The sequence below is a fragment of the Alteromonas sp. KUL17 genome (assembly GCF_006538305.1).
Lineage (GTDB): Bacteria > Pseudomonadota > Gammaproteobacteria > Enterobacterales > Alteromonadaceae > Alteromonas > Alteromonas macleodii.
Genome location: NZ_BJKJ01000034.1, coordinates 17,262 through 34,666 on the forward strand (window position 1 = coordinate 17,262; position 17,405 = coordinate 34,666).

The following is a 17,405-nucleotide window of genomic DNA, read 5'->3' on the forward strand; positions in this document are numbered from 1 at the left end:
AACTAACCATAACAAGGACCATATTATGGAAGAAAAACTCTCGCTTTTTTCTGCAAGCGATGTTGAAAGGTACATAAACGATTACGCCATCCCGTGGGGGATTAACATTCTGATGGCAATTGCGATTTATGTAATAGGTAGGATCGTAGTTGGATTCATTTTATCTGTATTTAGACGCCTAATGGCCAAGTCTAAATACGACAACATGCTAGTGGACTTCCTGGAAGCTATCCTTAGCGCCATTCTAATGCTGTTTGTTATTGTCGCTTCGCTTGATCAGCTAGGCGTAGATACAACGTCGTTAGTTGCTATATTAGGTGCTGCTGGTTTAGCTATTGGTTTGTCATTGCAAGACTCGCTTAAGAACTTTGCAGCTGGCGTAATGCTTCTAGTTTTCAAACCATTTAAAGCGGGTGACTTTGTCGAAGCTGCAGGTACTGCTGGTTCTATTGTTAAGATTGGTATTTTCACCACAACAATGAACACACCAGACAATAAAGAAATTATTGTTCCTAATGGCAATATTTACGGTGGCAACATCACTAACTATTCAGCAAGAGACACGCGTCGTGTAGACATGGTTGTTGGTATTGGTTACGACGCTGACCTTCTTAAAGCGAAAAGAATTCTTGAAGAAATGGTGGCGGCTGATGAGCGTATTCTTGCGGAGCCAGCGCCTAAAATTGCAGTATCTGAACTGGCCGACAGCAGCGTGAACTTTATTGTTCGTCCATGGGTGAATTCTGCCGATTTCTGGGGTGTTAAATTCGACTTCACTGAAAACGTTAAACTGCGTTTTGATGAAGAGGGTATTTCAATTCCATTTCCACAAATGGATGTACATCTTCACAAAGCAGACAGCGAATAATTTCGTTGGTTTCAAACAAAAAACGCTGCATTTCGCAGCGTTTTTTTTATCCTAAGATTAAGTGCGACGTAACACGCCGCGATTACGAACATTTTAACTCTCGATGAGCGGGTAATGACCTATACGAAATGGTATTACTTACTTTTAGCGACAGTTCGGGCGGTAAGCAGTAGCTTGATAGTCTGCATAGGCGTTAGGCATGTTCGCTTGTAAATTATCAATTCTGGTTTGGGGTGCTGGGTGAGTCGACAAAAGTTCCATTGGGCGGTTGCCGCCGCTTGCTGCGTCCATGTTTTGCCACAAGTTTACAGATTGTCTTGGGTCAAACCCAGACTTCGCCATTAGCTGAAGACCAATGACATCGGCTTCAGATTCATGAGTTCGGCTAAAAGGAAGTTGGACACCGACTTGAACACCTAATCCGATCGCAGCCATGATGGGACCCGACTGAGGCACTTCATTCGCGGCTAAAACTTGGCCTACCGCCTGACTGCCCATATTTATCAATGTTGACTGCGACATTCTCTCATTACCATGCTCTGCAATAACATGACCTACTTCATGGCCAATGACAGCAGCAAGTTGATGCTGGTTTTCTGCAACGTTGAGCAAGCCTGTATAGACACCAATTTTTCCACCGGGTAGCGCAAATGCGTTAACTTGTTCATCGTCGAATACAACGACTTCCCATTGACCATTGAATACCGTGGCTGGTACTTGAGCAGTGATGGCATTTGCAACGCATTCTACGTAAGAATTTTGAACCGCTTTATTCGAAATTTTTAATTCTTCTTTCATGCCCGTGAATGCCTGATCACCCATTTGCGCGAGCTGAGTTTCAGAATAGAGCAACACTTGATTTCTACCCGTAGGAGATGTTGCACAGGCTGTTAAAGTAAGCGCTGCGGCAATAACTGCCGAAGCTGTGAATTTCAATTTCATGGTTAATCCTTTTTTATCACTGAATGTTCTCGCTTCGCTCACTTTTGCGCGCTAAAGCACTATCCCACTCAGTTTATACGTCTATTTGGCAATATTAGTATCAGATAGTGCTTATAAATAAAACTATACCTTTGAAAAAGCGAAGCGTGTTCCGCTGTTAAGCTAAACCGTTTTTCCTTACACGCATTAGGATATTTGAAATATATGCTTACAATTGCATGAGCAAAGTGTGATTACTTTGAGCCTACTGCTCCGTGCTGTCCATATTTAAAGCAGCGTGTGTGCCATCTATTGTTATAGAAAAGTTACGCGCTTTTGCCTATTTAATATTTGTGTCATAAACTGATTCTAATTTATACATAGAAGTTACATAAAATTTCTGGTGTACTAAGGTTAGGGATCCCTGTTTTCTTCCTTCGCTTTGCGAGAACAAGGTGGAAAAATCCTTGGGTTTCTCGAGCCTCATAACGTACGACAAAAATACAAATAAAAAGGAAATCAAATGGCAGTGCGTAATAAGTTTAAATACGGGTTACTTGCATTTTTAGTATCAGCGGCGCTCACGGGATGTGGCCTTGATGGTGACGACGGTGCGCAGGGCGAAACAGGAGCTCAAGGACCTCAAGGGGAACAAGGTGACCCAGGGACAGACGGAAGTGATGGTACCGACGCGTCAATCGGCATTGCAATGGATATCGTTGGTCGTGCTTTCTTAGGTAATCAAACGGCCGCAGAAATTGTTCAGTACCATGCTGAGACCAATACGATTTACGCGACAAACGGCGAGACGAATACAATAGCAGTTATTGATGCCTCTAGCGTAAGCACGGCTACTATGGCTGATCCGATAAACACCACTACGCTAACGCTTACCACTATCGCACTGCCTGCCGATATAAATGGTGTGACTTTAGGTAGCTTAACAAGTATTGCGGTTAGCGGTGACCTTATGGCTGTAGCTGTACCTGCAGACGTTAAAACTGATAACGGTTATGTGTTGTTCTACAACGGGCTAGACAGTTCTGCTCCAGCCTTTTTGGATTCTGTCGAGGTTGGCGCACTACCTGATATGGTCACTTTTACGCCAGATGGTGGCAAAGTGTTGGTAGCGAACGAGGGTGAGCCTTCTGATGACTACACCATTGACCCTGAAGGTTCTGTTAGCGTCATTAATATTCTTGCAAGTGGTGAGCCAGAAGAAACGGGGACGACCGTTGGCTTTACTGCTCTAAACGGTACTGAAGCAGATTTGATGGCGCAGGGAATGATGTTTCCTAACCCAGCAGGACGCACGATTAACGGCACAGCTATTACCTCAACGGTAGCGAAAGATCTGGAACCAGAATACATCACCGCTACTAACGACGTTGCATACGTTAGTCTTCAGGAAAACAATGGCCTTGCGATTATTGACTTGGAAGAGTTAACGGTAGATGTCGTCGGCCTAGGAACTAAGTCTTGGGCTGGACTTAATATTGATATCCAAGAAAATGATGCGGTGAGTTTTGGTCAGTACACAGGTATTTATGGTGTATACCAGCCTGATACCATTGCTAATTTTACGTGGAAGGATGCGACTTTCATTCTTACCGCTAACGAAGGCGATGCCCGTGAGTACTTCTTTGACGCTGCTGATGAGGCGGCATGTACTGCTGCAGGTGGTGTTGATTTTGACGAAGATGATGGCTGTCTAGCTTATACAGACGAAGTTAAAGTAGAAGATCTTACCGCTGCCGCCAACTCTGAATTAGCTATGCTACAGGCGACAGGTGAAGCGGACGACTTACGTGTAACTTCAGCTATGGGTGATGCTGACGGAAACGGCGAGTACGATGCAGCGTACGCTTACGGTGCACGTTCATTCACTATCTGGGATCAAAATGGTTTAGTGGTTTATGACTCGGGTGATGATTTTGAACGCATTACAGCGTCGGTTCATGGGGCGCAGTTCAACAATGGTGACGATGAAAATGCAAGCGACTCGCGCTCAGAGAATAAAGGTCCAGAGCCAGAAGCGTTAACCGTGGGTCAAGTTGGCGAGCGCACTTACGCGTTTATCGGCACAGAGCGCATGGGCGGTATTTTCGTATACGACGTTACTAACCCTTATGACGTTCAATTTGCAGAATATGTAATTAACCGTGACCTAACCCAAGGTTTGACAAGCGACGATTTCATTGGTGACTTAGCGCCAGAAAGCCTGGTTTTTGTTAGCGCTGAAGACAGCCCAAGCGGTGTGCCTCTTCTTGTTGTAGGCAACGAAGTTAGCGGCACAGTAACGGTGTGGCAAATCAACCAGCTGTAAGCTCCCGCGTTGATTACATGAAACCCCGCTTTGAAGCGGGGTTTTTTATTGGTAGCTTGCCAGACCTTCCCGAAGGGCGAGTTTAAAATGTCCTTACTCTTTGTTGTGTCACCTTGATGTAGAGCCACTATACCTGCGAAAACACGCCACGATTACGAACATTTTAAGTCTCGCTGAGTGGGTAATTATCTATGCGGACTGGTATTAAAAGGAGGAATAGAGCTTTCCTTGCGTTCACAATGGTTACACCGTTTAAGGATTAAGGTAAGCTATAACCCATAAAACGCAGTCGTATTTTTTAAGGTAAATACGATTAGGCTCAATTGCACTGGTATAGATGCGTTTAGGACACAGAGTAACGCAATGCTCAATACCGCCATAGTGCTATCAAATAATAGAGAATGCCTATGTCTCAGCAAGTTGTGATTAGTGGTGTGGGTGTATGGCACCCTAAAGACAGTATAACTAACGAAGAGCTCGTAGACAGCTACAATGCTTACGTAGATGCGTTTAACGAAGAAAATAAAGCGCAAATCGAATCAGGTGATGTAGCAGCAATGCCTTATTCAAGTGCAGAGTTCATCGAAAAAGCATCAGGAATTAAAAGTCGCTACATCTATCAAAAAGAGGGTGCGCTAGACATCACTCGAATGAAGCCTAAGATTGCCCCTCGAGCAGATGACGAACTTTCTCACCAAGCTGAAATTGCCGTCGAAGCCGCCAAGTTAGCTCTGGCATCCGCCAATGTTACGGCCGATGAAATTGATGCTGTGATTGTGTCGTGTGCATACACCCAGCGTGCTTATCCTGCGATTGCAATTGAAGTACAAGAAGCTCTTAATATTGAAGGGTTTGGTTTCGATATGCTAGTTGCTTGTTCTGCAGCAACGTTCGGTATGCATCGCGCCTATGAAATGCTGAGCGCGAAAAATGCGACTCGCGTATTGGTTATTAACCCTGAGTTGGTCTCACCGCAAATTAACTACGCTGATCGCGACAGTCACTTTATTTTTGGCGATGTGGCTACGGCGACGGTGCTTGAGCTTGCTGAAACCGCCAAAAGTGAGCACGTGTACGACGTGCTAAGCACCAAAGCATTGACGAAATTCTCAAACAATATTCGTTCTAATTTTGGCTACATGACACGTGCCGAAGACGTTGATCCGTATGGACCTGATAAGCTGTTCCATCAAGCGGGTCGCAAAGTTTTTAAGGAAGTGTGTCCATTGGCAGCAGCGCATATTGAAGCGCATTTAGCGAGTCACGATATTACGCCAGAAGGCGTCAAGCGTTGGTGGCTTCACCAAGCTAATATCAATATGAACACCTTGATTTGCAAACGCCTGTTAGGTCGCGATGCTGACCGTACTGAAGCGCCAATTGTGTTGGACGAGTTTGCCAACACTGCTTCTGCGGGTTCTGTGATTGCGTTTGGTTTAAACCATGAAGACCTGGTTGCCGGTGACGTGGGAGTACTTTGCTCTTTCGGTGCAGGGTATTCAATTGGCTCACTAGTGATCCGTAAACGATAGTTTTTATCATAGCGCGGGCGATGCCTGCGCACCGTACCTAGCTGAAAACGTTATGTGCTGTATATCGAAGGTTTCAGGGACGTTGCATCAATGCGCCTCCCTGAATTTCATCTCCTAAATAATGATAATAAAGGTGAGATAAAAGGATGATTTCAGATGTAGGCTATGGGTTAAATAGTCTGGCGCACTTAGCCCTTTTATTGCTGTTGTTAACGGTACGCAAACCCGGCGTAGCCAAGCATTTGTTGGTATTGGCGACCGCAGCCACCTTTTTATGGTCTACAACCTTAATCACTTCGCTATTTGGACCTATCTCGCTAAGCTGGTTACTCAGCGCTGACGTGCTTAAGCAGCTCGCATGGCTACTCTTTTTGGCTGGCTGTATACAGACCAGCTTTAGCAACATCTTCGACGTTCTAAAACGACCTGTAACGTTAATTATTATTGCCCCCGCACTAGCAGCATTGCTAGCCCCTTATCTATTGGTAGTAAATCCCGCGTGGAGCTTTCTTGTACTGATCGTGCTGTCATTAGAAGTGCTTGTTCTTCTGGAAGTTGTATATCGACAGGCGGGGCGTGAGCAGTGGGCGTTTAAACCAATCATTATTTATCTGGGAGCAACCAACCTGTTTGAGTTCGTTACTTATGCAAACGCTACCATGGTAAACCAGGTTGAAATTGGCTACATAGCGGCACGAGGCTATATTTACTTTTTGTTAATGCCCTTACTCGTCATATCGATTCGACGAATTCATCACTGGGGCATTGATATCTTTATCTCGCGGGACGTGGTATTGCACAGCTCTTTACTCTTAGTGGCGGGCGGTTATCTTTTTGTGATGGCTGTTGTCGGCTACGCCATAAGTTATATGGGAGGCAACTGGGGAGCGACGGTTCAAATCATATTGGTTGTGATGTCATTCGCATTGCTCGCCACGGTATTCTTGTCCAACGGCTTTCGCACTAAGATAAAAGTATTTATCACTAAACATTTCTTTGCGAATCAGTTCGACTACCGGGTTGAATGGGTGAAATTAACGCAGTGGTTAACACGTGCAGGGGATACCTCATCAGATGTTTACCACGCTGGCCTAACAGGAATGCTTAACGCCATTCAATATGAGTCAGGTCTGCTGTTTAAAGTAACGCAGAATGGCTATGAATGCGTGGCTAAGGCATCACCTATTACAAACACTGCGGCAACAGATAACAATGAATCGTCAACTGATTCGAAAGAAAACAACGCTACCTGTACAACGTTGGAAACGCTCGCAAGTTACAGCGACAAAAATGGCTGGATCATTGATACGGACGCCTACCTCGTCAAACCATTCGATTACGAGGGGTTAAAGCTAGATAGAGATGCACTAAAAGCATGGGGCTACCAACTCTTCGTGCCTTTCTTAAAAGAGGGAAAACTGTGGGGATTTGCTGTTCTCGCGTCAGGAGACAATGAAAAAATCACTTTAAATTGGGAAGTGAAAGACTATCTAACCGCCGTATCTGAGCAAGTAGGCACGTACATGCAGCACCACGAGGCCGCTCAAGTGGTAGCAGAAAACGCCCAATTTGCGGCATTCAATCGAATGTCTGCGTTCGTTTTACATGACTTAAAAAATGTACTAGCTCAAGTCGACCTTATTCTTGCCAATGCTCAACAGCATAAACATAACCCTGAATTTATCGAAGACACCTTCGAAACCTTGGAGCATACTAAGGCAAGAATGGAAAAAATGCTCAAGCAGCTGACTGATAAGAAGGCCGTTGAAGAAGGTGTAAACTCAGAATTTTTGATTTCGGAGCTGGCCAAAGATGTGGTTAACAACCGCTGTTCAGGTTTACGTCCGCTACCAACAGTTCATGTGCTAAAAGAAACGGCCGTGACGGTTGATAAGGATAAGGTGGCAAACGTGCTTTATCACCTAATCAGCAACGCTCAGCAGGCAACCGCAGATGACGGAGAAGTCGACGTGGTGATTACTGGAAATTCTGACAACAAAACGCAGCTAGTTTTGATAGAAGATACAGGGTCAGGTATGGATAAAGCGTTTATTGAAGAGCGACTATTCAAGCCATTTGATACCACGAAAGGCAATGCTGGTATGGGTATTGGTGCATATGATGCAAAAACATATATCGAGTCTATCGGTGGCAAACTAACTGTTCAAAGTGAACCTGGACGCGGTAGCTGTTTTACGCTGTATTTTCCGATAGGATAGGGTGTATAACTAAAAAGTGGATATTATCAAATCCACTCCCTTTCGATGGATGAAGTAGAATAATAGGATGATGAAATGACCGATACCATCTTGGTAGTAGATGATGATTTAGGTATCCAAAAGCAACTTAAATGGAGTCTTACCGATTACAACGTTGTTTTTGCGGACGATCACACATCTGCCATAGCCCAGCTCCGTCGTTTTGAACCTAAGGTTGTTACCCTAGATTTAGGGCTTCCGCCAGATCCAGCGAATGCGTCGGAAGGTTTGCGTATTCTTCACGACATCATTGCGCTAGCGCCTAGAACCAAAGTTATCGTTGTTACAGGTAATAACGATAAACAACACGCATTAAAAGCAATCGATTTTGGGGCATACGATTTTTATCAGAAGCCTATCGATTCAGATACCATCAAATTATTGGTGCACCGTGCGCTTAACCTGTCTAAGTTAGAGCATGAGAATAGCATTCTTGCCCGCACCCGTTCTGGCATGTCCAGAATAGTGGGTAACAGCGAAGCTATTCAAAAAGTGGTACGTCGCGCTGAGAAAATTGCCAATACCGACATAAGCACTCTGTTACTTGGTGAAAGTGGCACAGGTAAAGAAGTTTTTGCGCGCAGTATTCACGAACACAGCCCTAGAAAAGACAAACCTTTTGTTGCTATTAACTGTGCGTCTATCCCAGAGAACTTACTAGGAAGTGAGTTGTTCGGTTACGAAAAAGGGGCGTTTACTGGCGCGAACAAAACCACCATCGGCAAGATAGAAACAGCACAAGGCGGAACACTGTTTTTAGATGAGATTGGTGATATGCCCATTGGTCTGCAAGCTAAGATGCTTCGGTTCTTGCAGGAGCGCGTGATCGAGCGCGTTGGTGGACGCAATGAAATTCCCGTTGATATACGCGTAATTTGTGCAACGCACCGCGATTTACAGGCTATGGTGGCGCAAGAAACGTTCAGGGAAGATTTATATTACCGTGTGGGGGAAATGCCGATCATGATCCCTCCTTTACGTGAACGAGACCAAGACATTATTTTACTTGCACGTACGTTCTTGAATATTTATCGCGAAGAATTCAAAGCTAAAGCGAAGAGCTTTTCAGAAACTGCAGTTAACGCCATGCTAGCCCATAAGTGGCCGGGCAACATTCGAGAAATGCAAAACAAGCTAAAGTCGGCGGTTATTATGGCTGAAGGTACGGTAATTCAACCTGACGATTTAGGCTTGATGCCTGTAGATGCCCATGATGAGCCTGAAACGTTGAATCTGCGTGAAGTGCGAGAAATTGCTGAAAGTCGAGCTATTCGCAGGGCCTATCAAAAAGCAGATAAGAATATGTCGAAAACGGCAGAATTACTTGGCGTCACTCGTCCCACGTTGTATTCGCTCATTGATAAATACCATATGGAAGACATCAAAAATAGCGACTAGGGTAGACATGACTACCAAACAGGAGAGAAATGTACTTCTCACCTGTTGATATCTGGGCGAACTCGCAGTTCACCTTTATCCTTGTGTACCCACTTAAAATACAAACTGGCAGTGAGACTCTGCTAAGACGTCATGACCGCTGAAGGTCACCTCAACCGACACTTGGTTAGAGCCACGCTCAACAAAGATAACGCTCCCACAAATGTTACACACGTGGTGGGTTTCGTCATTAGCCTCGTGTAGTTCCGCTAGCGCTGACGGTGCACAGTCAATAACCAGCTGCTCTTTTTCAATTGTAACGCGCAGTTCACTGGTATCTGAATGGCTTAGCGTTTCGTCATCGGCGTCAAGCTCTCCGATATGATCAATTTCATATTGAATTGCTTGGCAGCTGCAGCTTCCTCTGTACATATCTCTATTCCTCTACTGCTATTTCTCGAGGGTCTCCGGCCATTTGATACTTGCCACGTTGTTGAACGATGTGGCAATTCTCGAACCAGGAAAATTAAACTTCGTATCTAGTGGAGTGGGGTATTCCCTTTGAGTTTTAAGCGTTTCGATTACGCCAACCCATCCATTTCTCCCTGATAACTTAGTGGCATACAGCGCGTAATCGATAACAGCGAATGTACGTTTCCACGCGGTATCAAAGTCTTCCTCTCTATCTGGAGGAAGCAGCGAAAAGCCAATGCTACAAGTAATATTGATTGGTTTTTCTAAGCCGATATCAAAAGGGGTGCTTGCGACCATTTCTCGGCAGCGCTCGGCAACCTCAGGGAGCTCTTCACGAGTGGATTGGCGACAAACCACAAGAAACTCCTCGCCTCCCCATCGAATAATTAAATCCGTTTGTCTGAACACCTCTTTGAGGACATTGGCAAACGCTGATAGCACTTTATCGCCGGCAATATGCCCATAGTCGTCGTTGATGCGCTTGAAGTGGTCGATATCAATAAGTAAGCAAAGTAAGTCTTGTTTCGTCTTTCCTGTACTGGGGCTTTGTTTTGCCGAGAACTGGCTGCGCCTTATTTCACCGGGAAGCTGCGATTCGAGGTAGTGCCTATTGTACAAACCCGTTAACGGATCGCGCAGGCTTACCTCTTCTAGCGTTTTATAGGCTCTTTCCAGTTCTTGATTTTTTTCTTGAAGATTGAGTGTTTGCTGGCGTACTTCTCGGCGCAAAATAATCGTTTGCTGACGTTGTTTGTAGCGGCTCCACACTAAAAACGTCAAGAGTAACGCTGCTAATGATATGCTCCAAAAAAGAGTCGTCTGCAGGTTTTCTCGCTCAGCTTGCGCTAACGCCAGCTGCTTGGATTCTTCCAGTTTCTCCAACGTCCTAGATTGCCTCACAAGCTCAATCTCAGCCTGCAGGCCTTCAATGGCAGATTTGTTTTCTGAATCAAGTAGCACCTCACGCAGCTGCTGCATAACAGATTGAATATCTAAGGCTTTTTTGAATTCGCCTAGTGATACAAAGGCGCTTAGCTGTAACGAAAGAAAACTAAGCTGTCCTCTAAGGTCTCTATTTTTTCTCGCGTCAATGGTACCCGTGCGAGCCTCTTCCAAGGCTAATTCGAAACTCTGCTCTTTCATATAGGCTTGCGCTAAAGCGAGTCTGCCTTCTTTGACCAATTTTGCCTGACCCGATGAATCGGCAAATTGCATGGCTTCTTGCAATAACTCTCGCCCTTTAGCCGTATCGCCGTTTTCAACCAATGCTCTTCCCAATAGCATTTTTGCTTCGGCTATGGCCCCTACATCAGAGGTGGATAGCAGGAGTTCAAGACCTTCGTTAATTGCTCTTATTGCTTGGTCTACAGAGCCTGTTTTTAGAGATAAGGCACCAATACGAGTTTTGATCACACCAAGTAATCGGGTCTCCTGTGTTTCCTCGATACTGTCGAAAGCGTCTTGGTAGTAGGTATGAGCCAACGTAGCTTGGTTGAGCAAACTGTATATCTCTCCGATGCGCAGCAACGTAACACTCATTTCACTGGCCATGTTATTTTCACGAAAGTAACGTAGCGCTTGCTTTAACGGCTCTAAAGCGGTTTCAATTTCGCCTTGTTCTTGTTGAATTATGCCTAGCTCAAGGTTCAATTGAGCCTTAAGTAATTCATTACGCTCAATTTGAGCAATAGACATAGCGCGACGCACATAAGTCAGTGCAATGGCATAATTTGAGAGGTGTCTTTCTGAGGTGGCTAGTTGTAATAGCGTTGACGCCATTTTGTTTAATTCACCATCTGTGGTGTAGCGCTCTAAGGCGGCATTAAAAATGGCTTTTGACACCTCAAAACGCGATGCGTTTTGAAGTAAGAGTCCGAGGGCAGAAAATGTATCAGCAGACATTTGTTGCTGTTGTAGCGCTTGCTCTAAAAGCAACAGTGCCTTGCTATCGGCGTCAGTATATTGCTTGGCATTTAAAAGGTTCTCGACATCAGCAATCTCGGTATTGAAAAGCTCGAACGCTTCTACCGTTTTAACCTGTGCGCCATGCACAGCAATTAGCAGGGCACACACCAGCACGCGCACTGTGCTAAATCCTTCACGGCCCATTCGATTGTATCTCCTATACGCTGTCAGAACATGCTGTCGGTGAGTATCCCAGTAGGCTAACGCCAAGGCAACATTATTATTGTGAAGGATAAAACGAATGAAATACGTATTTGGATTTATACTTTAGTCTAATTTATGCTGTTATTTTCAATCCACTCTCGAATCAGTGCAGACTTAGCTTTACCTGTCTTTTGGGCAATGTTTGCAAGTTTTTCAATACATTGCGGTGTTAACGTAAAAGTAGCATGTCGCATACCTTCTGATTTTGCAGGCTTTCTTATCGGCACGACGCGGTCTGTACGAACGTCTTTTAAATCGTTTTTTGCCGCCGATGGTTGCTTTTTATCCACTTTACCTTGGGCATAAAGCAGCGCATCGTCGATAAAATCTTCTACAGTTCGTAGATTGGGCTTAGCTAACGGCTTCGACTTTTTGAGGTTGAGTAAACTCATAAGCATCCTCCACTTTGCCAGCTAGTAGCTCTTCAAACAAGGTTCTTATTTCTGTGGCCGCTTTACCTTCTGGTTCACTCTCAATAACTGACTGCCCTGACTCTTCTGAATCGTCATACATGTTTCTACTAAAAGTAACAGAGTTTAGGACGGGAATACCAAATGAGCGACACACTTCTTTTGCCTCTAGAATACGGTTTGCCAGGCTAGGTAGAGAAGGGCACTGTGTGATAACGAACGCGGCGTTCATTTTCGGGTTAACCATTTTACAGGTAGATAAAATATCTTCCATGTGAGGTACCGTTTTGAGATCGCGACGTTTGGGTCTAAGTGGAATCAGTATATGGTCAGCAACCGCCATTGACGAGCGAAGCGCTAGGTTATCTTGTCCACCACAGTCTATTACAACGTAATCGTAATACTGACGCAGGCTAAGTAATTCGTTACGTATTTTACCGTATAACTGAACACAGTTAATTTCAGCGAGACGAGGGTTAGCTTTACGCTCTTGGATCCAGTCTGAGGTCGTTCGCTGCGGGTCACAGTCGACCATTAACACCTTGGCACCTTTTTCAGTGCGAAGATACACTGCAATGTTTTGCGCCAGGCAGCTCTTTCCGCTACCGCCTTTTTCTCCACCAACCAAAATAATCATGGTGATAACCCTCGAATATCGCTTATGTTAAAATACTGAGCGTTTCGGTGGGTCGTGAATGGTGTCACGACCGTACCTAACCTCCACTCAAAGCATAGGCAGGCTATCAGCTAGGTTCAGCATCAAAATCGATATTAACGAATGTAAGACAATACCTATTGATTTGTGCAAAAACTCATTCTAGTCTTCTTACTTTATAATTGAGATTACCGATAAGAGGTTGTTATGTCAGAAAGTCGCTTCACTTCCAAAGAAGGCCAAAAAGTACCTAGCGTTTCATTTCCGTGCAGAGAAGGTGAGACGTGGGTAACGAAAACGACAGATGAATTATTTTCTGGCAAAAATGTCGTGGTGTTCTCACTTCCAGGTGCTTTTACACCAACCTGTTCTTCTACCCACTTGCCTCGCTATAACGCTTTAGCGAAAAAGTTTGCGAAACACGGCATTGATGAGATTGTTTGTGTATCGGTAAACGATACTTTTGTTATGAATGCATGGGCCGCAGATCAAGAAGCCGCTAACATAACCGTTATTCCCGACGGTAACGGAGAATTTACCGATGGCATGGGTATGCTGGTAGATAAAGCGGATTTGGGGTTCGGCAAAAGAAGTTGGCGTTACTCGATGCTAGTGAAAGATGGCGTGGTAGACAAAATGTTTATTGAGCCTGATGTAGCTGGCGACCCGTTTGAAGTGTCGGATGCAGATACCATGCTGGCTTACATTGCGCCAGAAGAGCAAACTAACGCGCCTGTTTCTATTATCACAAAACCGGGTTGTCCTTTCTGTGCTAAAGCGAAAAAACTGCTTGATGAAAAAGGCTACGAGTACGAAGAAATCGTGTTGGGTAAAGATGCATCACTAACCAGCTTAACGGCGATTAGCGGTCGTGAGACTGTGCCGCAGGTCTTTATCGGTGGTAAACATATTGGTGGTTCTGACGATCTAGAGGTTTACTTTAGCTAACGTAATATACGTATTAATCGTCACAAGAAACGGGAGCATGGTAAACTGCTCCCGTTTTTTATTAATTATCCGTAGCGGAGAATAATAGTGTCATCGAAGTTTTTTGTAAAAATGCTCATAGGTATTGTTGCGCTTTTAGGTGTAAATATGGCTATAGCCGCAAATTTATCTATACCCGATACGAGCGAAATGAAAAGCAGAAGTTTTTCAGACCTTCAAAATCAGTTCAAAGCATTTTACGAAAAAGAGTGGGGCCAAACCCAGCCGTGTAGAGAAACGGCACTCAATCGTTTTTCGGTATGCAGCAACGTATTGCGCAATGAAGGCAATTCGCCTTTCATGCTGACCAACAAATCAAGCAGCAAGGTGGCAGTGCTTATCCACGGCTTAAGCGACTCACCTTTCTTCATGCGTGAAATCGCCAACATCTTATTTGAACAGGGTTTCACTGTAGTCGTGCCGCTTTTGCCTGGGCATGGTAAACGAGATGCTGACGATGACATGTCTGACTGGGATTTAGCTGAGCGCTGGCAGTCACACGTGGATGAAGTCATTAAATTGGCTGATAGCATGGGTGATACTTTGCTTGTAGGTGGCTTCTCTACAGGTGGTGCGCTGGCGGTTGAACATTATCTGGATAGTGCAGGAAACGAAGTAAATAATATTGATGGTCTTATGCTATTTTCTGGCGCGCTGGCGCTGTCTGATAATGCTGAAAGTATGTCTCGAATTTGGGGCATTAAACTTTTAGCCAGAATTATTGATGGAACCTATCAAACGCATGGCCCCAACCCTTATAAGTATCCAAATGTGGCAGGTTTAGCAGGGTTGGAATTGATGGATTTAATAAACATCATTCGGGACAAAGTCGAGGAAGGACAGCAAATTGAAGTGCCGCTATTTGCCGCTCATTCTCAAGCTGATGTAACCACGCCAATTCGCGGCATAGAGCAGTTAATGGACGCAAGTAAAGGTCCGAATACCTTTTTCGTTATCGATGAATCGTACGGGTTGTGCCATGCAGATTTAGTTGTGAATACAAGCTTGCTCAATAAAATGAATTTCAACGCAAGCATGGTTAATCAGCAAGAAGAGTGTGCGGTACCTAAAGCAAACCCGCTATTTTCAACCATGGGCCTTATGTTGCGAGATTACCTGTCTCAGTTTGAATAAGTTACTGGGGCCTGTTGACCTCTGGTGTACAACAAAGGTCAACAGGCCCTAGCTTAGCGACATTAAAGGCTAGCTTTACTGCTTGGTTACATCACGCTATTATTTCGTTGCACAATAGACAGCAATATTTTGAGTACAGTATTTGAGAAAGTTTCGGATTGGTTTAACGCGCAAACGGTATAGGTCGGCGAATGCAAGTTCGTTTATCCTTACACTGTTCTTAATGATGGCCCTCGTGTCGTCAGGTAGCGCTGTATCTATCGAACATTCATACGAACATGCCCATTCAATGTCGGTGATGACACCGCAGTCGGATGCTGCTCATGCTAACCATCAGGTTCAAACCCCTGAGTCTGCTAATACACATTGTCAGCACCAAGAATTGTCATCACAACATGCGGATTTAAGTGTTAAAAACAGCAAGAGCAAACCCGCTCAGTTCGACGGCGTACAAGTTAGCGATGCAGGCGTGAATAGCGTGAAAGCATCGAAGATGAGTGACATGTCTTGCTGCAAGGATGAATGTAATTGCCCAGCCGATCACTGTTTTAATCTTAGCGCGAGTGCGCTAATTCAGCCTACCGTTGAAACCGAAATATCAGTAGCCAGAATGGCTGCCACTGCGCCTATTCTAGGGCAGAGTACACCTCCTCACTTCGGGCAGTTTCGCCCACCTAAATCACTTTTCACAGCATAGATCCATCTTGCGGATTTGCTTTGCCGCAGAGACGTTTTTGATTCAACGAGGTGTCTTTTCGTTTTGAGATATCTCTGATCTTTTATCTATGTAACGCGTGGTAAGTGGTTTTGCTAATTTCCTTTGTCGAATTTAGCGAAAAGCATGCAACGTCACTACGCCTTACACCTGAAAAGTGATGTTATACATGAGCAACTATTCGGTACCCAAAAAAGTGAACGAAAGCGCTAACAGACCTTGTAAAGTAAGCGCTTTGTTCGCCTTAATTTTTGTGCTTTCTTCTTTTTTGATGGCTAATAAGCCCGTTGTCGCGCAGACCCTAAGCCTGGAACAAGCGCTGCAGTTAGCTATTCAATACGACCCTTTGCTTAAAGGGAATGCGCATCGAAAGGATCGCTTTAATGCAGAAGCTGAAGCGTCATCATATTGGGCAAGTCCTCAGGTTTCAGCTTCTGTACAAAACTTGCCTACCGACGGCTTCGCATTTGACCAAGAGCCTATGACGCAATTTAAAGTTGGTTTGAAGCAGCAGTTACCGCGAGGCGATGAAAACCTCTACAGCCAGCAAAAGTATCAGGTTATGGCTGATCAAATGTCGGTAGAGAGCCAAGCGAGAAAGGCGTGGCTTAAACGTGAGGTTACCCTTACCTGGTTAGATTGGGTCTATGCAACACGTCGCATTGGATTATTGGACAAAGAGAAATCATTGCTTACACAGCTACTCGATTTTACTGACTCCAGATACAGCCAAGGCGTTGGTGCAGCGGCGCAACAAGACATACTGCAAGTGCGCTTGGCATTGTTGTCACTAGACGACAAATATGTGCAGGCCTACCAGCAAAAAAATGAAGCGAGATCGGCACTTTCAAAATGGTTTGGTGCGCCGCTAGATGACTCTGTAAGCGCACCGCTGGCTCAATCAACGCCTTCTTATCCAACGCGTATCGAGCTCGATGTTATCTTAAACGACAGCAACCTCAGCCTTTCTTCGTTCTTAACGGTTATTGAGAACAGTGAGCCTTTTTCAATACTACAGCATCATCCTGAGGCTATGCTGCTTCAAATTCAGACCCAGATAGAAGCGCAAAATGTGAACATAGCGCGAGAGCAAACTAAGTCTCAGTGGGCATTTGAAGCAAGCTATGGATACAGACAAGACGCGCAAAATGGCGCAAGCCGAGCTGACTTTGTGTCATTGGGTGTTCAAGTAGACCTTCCGTTTTTCAATAAGTCTCGTCAAGACGCTTCAATAGCCGCGGCGGCTTCCAAAATGAGTGCGTCTGAAACGGACTTCCGATTAAAAGTGAACGAGCTTGCCGCGAATGCAGAGGTGCTTAAATCACGCTTGTCAGCGCTAAGTGAGCGCAAAGCGCTTTATGAAACGGCGTTAATTGGTGAAACACGGCAACTTTCTGAAGCTGAACTGACAGCTTATACCACAGACACCGGTGATATCGGTGATGTTGTCAATGCCAATCTCAAGCAAGTACAGGTACAGGATGATTTACTCAAAATCGACATCGAGCGCGCCAGAACATTGGCGTCACTTGCTTACTTGTACCTGCCCACTCACGTCCATTTTTCGAATAAAGAGTAG

At 44.9% G+C, this 17,405-nt stretch carries 14 protein-coding genes; 9 read left to right on the forward strand and 5 right to left on the reverse strand.

The features are described from left to right. The first annotated feature begins 25 nt into the window (after nt 1-25). Nucleotides 26-868 carry a mechanosensitive ion channel family protein gene (locus KUL49_RS19235; protein WP_014950457.1) on the forward strand — a complete coding sequence of 281 codons (843 nt, stop codon included), beginning with the start codon at nt 26-28 and terminating at the stop codon, nt 866-868. Between the two features lie 144 nt (nt 869-1,012). On the opposite strand, the gene KUL49_RS19240 is transcribed toward KUL49_RS19235, so the two are convergent. Then, nucleotides 1,013-1,810: a M48 family metallopeptidase gene (locus KUL49_RS19240; protein WP_014950456.1), complete on the reverse strand. Its 798-nt coding sequence runs from the start codon at nt 1,808-1,810 to the stop codon at nt 1,013-1,015. Between the two features lie 502 nt (nt 1,811-2,312). Between KUL49_RS19240 and KUL49_RS19245 the strand changes: the two genes are divergently transcribed. The 4 genes from KUL49_RS19245 (at nt 2,313) to prsR (ending at nt 9,303) form a co-directional block, all read left to right on the forward strand. Next, nucleotides 2,313-4,115 carry a choice-of-anchor I family protein gene (locus KUL49_RS19245; protein WP_131138307.1) on the forward strand — a complete coding sequence of 601 codons (1,803 nt, stop codon included), beginning with the start codon at nt 2,313-2,315 and terminating at the stop codon, nt 4,113-4,115. Nucleotides 4,116-4,522: 407 nt separating this feature from the next. Further along, entirely contained in the window at nt 4,523-5,647 is a 1,125-nt protein-coding gene (locus KUL49_RS19250) for a beta-ketoacyl-ACP synthase III (protein WP_049586044.1), read from the forward strand. A gap of 146 nt (nt 5,648-5,793) precedes the next feature. After that, complete coding sequence (gene prsK, locus KUL49_RS19255) at nt 5,794-7,866, forward strand: XrtA/PEP-CTERM system histidine kinase PrsK (protein WP_131138308.1); 2,073 nt, start codon at nt 5,794-5,796, stop codon at nt 7,864-7,866. A gap of 75 nt (nt 7,867-7,941) precedes the next feature. Further along, nucleotides 7,942-9,303, forward strand: coding sequence for a PEP-CTERM-box response regulator transcription factor (prsR, locus tag KUL49_RS19260; RefSeq protein ID WP_131138309.1), 1,362 nt, complete (start codon nt 7,942-7,944; stop codon nt 9,301-9,303). A 93-nt stretch (nt 9,304-9,396) separates the two neighbouring features. Here prsR and KUL49_RS19265 read toward each other — a convergent pair whose 3' ends face one another. The 4 genes from KUL49_RS19265 to KUL49_RS19280 all read right to left on the reverse strand — a co-directional run bounded on the left by KUL49_RS19265 (nt 9,397) and on the right by KUL49_RS19280 (nt 12,972). After that, nucleotides 9,397-9,714: a hypothetical protein gene (locus tag KUL49_RS19265; RefSeq protein ID WP_039227925.1), complete on the reverse strand. Its 318-nt coding sequence runs from the start codon at nt 9,712-9,714 to the stop codon at nt 9,397-9,399. An 18-nt stretch (nt 9,715-9,732) separates the two neighbouring features. Then, on the reverse strand, nt 9,733-11,865 hold the full coding sequence (locus KUL49_RS19270; RefSeq protein WP_131138310.1) for a GGDEF domain-containing protein: 2,133 nt from the start codon (nt 11,863-11,865) through the stop codon (nt 9,733-9,735). Nucleotides 11,866-11,993: 128 nt separating this feature from the next. Next, nucleotides 11,994-12,317, reverse strand: a complete 324-nt coding sequence (locus tag KUL49_RS19275; RefSeq protein WP_014950448.1) for a hypothetical protein — start codon at nt 12,315-12,317, stop codon at nt 11,994-11,996. Beyond that, nucleotides 12,277-12,972, reverse strand: coding sequence for an AAA family ATPase (locus tag KUL49_RS19280; protein ID WP_014950447.1), 696 nt, complete (start codon nt 12,970-12,972; stop codon nt 12,277-12,279). The genes KUL49_RS19275 and KUL49_RS19280 overlap by 41 nt, the downstream gene beginning before the upstream one ends. A gap of 225 nt (nt 12,973-13,197) precedes the next feature. On the opposite strand from KUL49_RS19280, the gene KUL49_RS19285 reads away from it, so the two are divergent. The 4 genes from KUL49_RS19285 (at nt 13,198) to KUL49_RS19300 (ending at nt 17,405) form a co-directional block, all read left to right on the forward strand. Next, the gene (locus KUL49_RS19285) at nt 13,198-13,938 is read left to right on the forward strand and encodes a glutathione peroxidase (RefSeq protein ID WP_014950446.1); all 741 of its coding nucleotides are present in this window, start codon (nt 13,198-13,200) and stop codon (nt 13,936-13,938) included. Between the two features lie 84 nt (nt 13,939-14,022). Beyond that, entirely contained in the window at nt 14,023-15,111 is a 1,089-nt protein-coding gene (locus tag KUL49_RS19290; RefSeq protein ID WP_181412781.1) for a carboxylesterase, read from the forward strand. Nucleotides 15,112-15,337: 226 nt separating this feature from the next. Beyond that, nucleotides 15,338-15,808: a hypothetical protein gene (locus KUL49_RS19295; protein ID WP_242633898.1), complete on the forward strand. Its 471-nt coding sequence runs from the start codon at nt 15,338-15,340 to the stop codon at nt 15,806-15,808. Nucleotides 15,809-15,995: 187 nt separating this feature from the next. Further along, entirely contained in the window at nt 15,996-17,405 is a 1,410-nt protein-coding gene (locus KUL49_RS19300; protein WP_131138313.1) for a TolC family protein, read from the forward strand.

Excerpts from the sequence above, each read along its gene's own strand:
- KUL49_RS19235 (WP_014950457.1), top strand. The coding sequence starts at position 26 with ATGGAAGAAAAACTCTCGCTTTTTTCTGCAAGCGATGTTGAAAGGTAC.
- KUL49_RS19240 (WP_014950456.1), bottom strand. The coding sequence starts at position 1,810 with ATGAAATTGAAATTCACAGCTTCGGCAGTTATTGCCGCAGCGCTTACT.
- KUL49_RS19245 (WP_131138307.1), top strand. The coding sequence starts at position 2,313 with ATGGCAGTGCGTAATAAGTTTAAATACGGGTTACTTGCATTTTTAGTA.
- KUL49_RS19250 (WP_049586044.1), top strand. The coding sequence starts at position 4,523 with ATGTCTCAGCAAGTTGTGATTAGTGGTGTGGGTGTATGGCACCCTAAA.
- prsK (WP_131138308.1), top strand. The coding sequence starts at position 5,794 with ATGATTTCAGATGTAGGCTATGGGTTAAATAGTCTGGCGCACTTAGCC.
- prsR (WP_131138309.1), top strand. The coding sequence starts at position 7,942 with ATGACCGATACCATCTTGGTAGTAGATGATGATTTAGGTATCCAAAAG.
- KUL49_RS19265 (WP_039227925.1), bottom strand. The coding sequence starts at position 9,714 with ATGTACAGAGGAAGCTGCAGCTGCCAAGCAATTCAATATGAAATTGAT.
- KUL49_RS19270 (WP_131138310.1), bottom strand. The coding sequence starts at position 11,865 with ATGGGCCGTGAAGGATTTAGCACAGTGCGCGTGCTGGTGTGTGCCCTG.
- KUL49_RS19275 (WP_014950448.1), bottom strand. The coding sequence starts at position 12,317 with ATGAGTTTACTCAACCTCAAAAAGTCGAAGCCGTTAGCTAAGCCCAAT.
- KUL49_RS19280 (WP_014950447.1), bottom strand. The coding sequence starts at position 12,972 with ATGATTATTTTGGTTGGTGGAGAAAAAGGCGGTAGCGGAAAGAGCTGC.
- KUL49_RS19285 (WP_014950446.1), top strand. The coding sequence starts at position 13,198 with ATGTCAGAAAGTCGCTTCACTTCCAAAGAAGGCCAAAAAGTACCTAGC.
- KUL49_RS19295 (WP_242633898.1), top strand. The coding sequence starts at position 15,338 with ATGGCCCTCGTGTCGTCAGGTAGCGCTGTATCTATCGAACATTCATAC.
- KUL49_RS19300 (WP_131138313.1), top strand. The coding sequence starts at position 15,996 with ATGAGCAACTATTCGGTACCCAAAAAAGTGAACGAAAGCGCTAACAGA.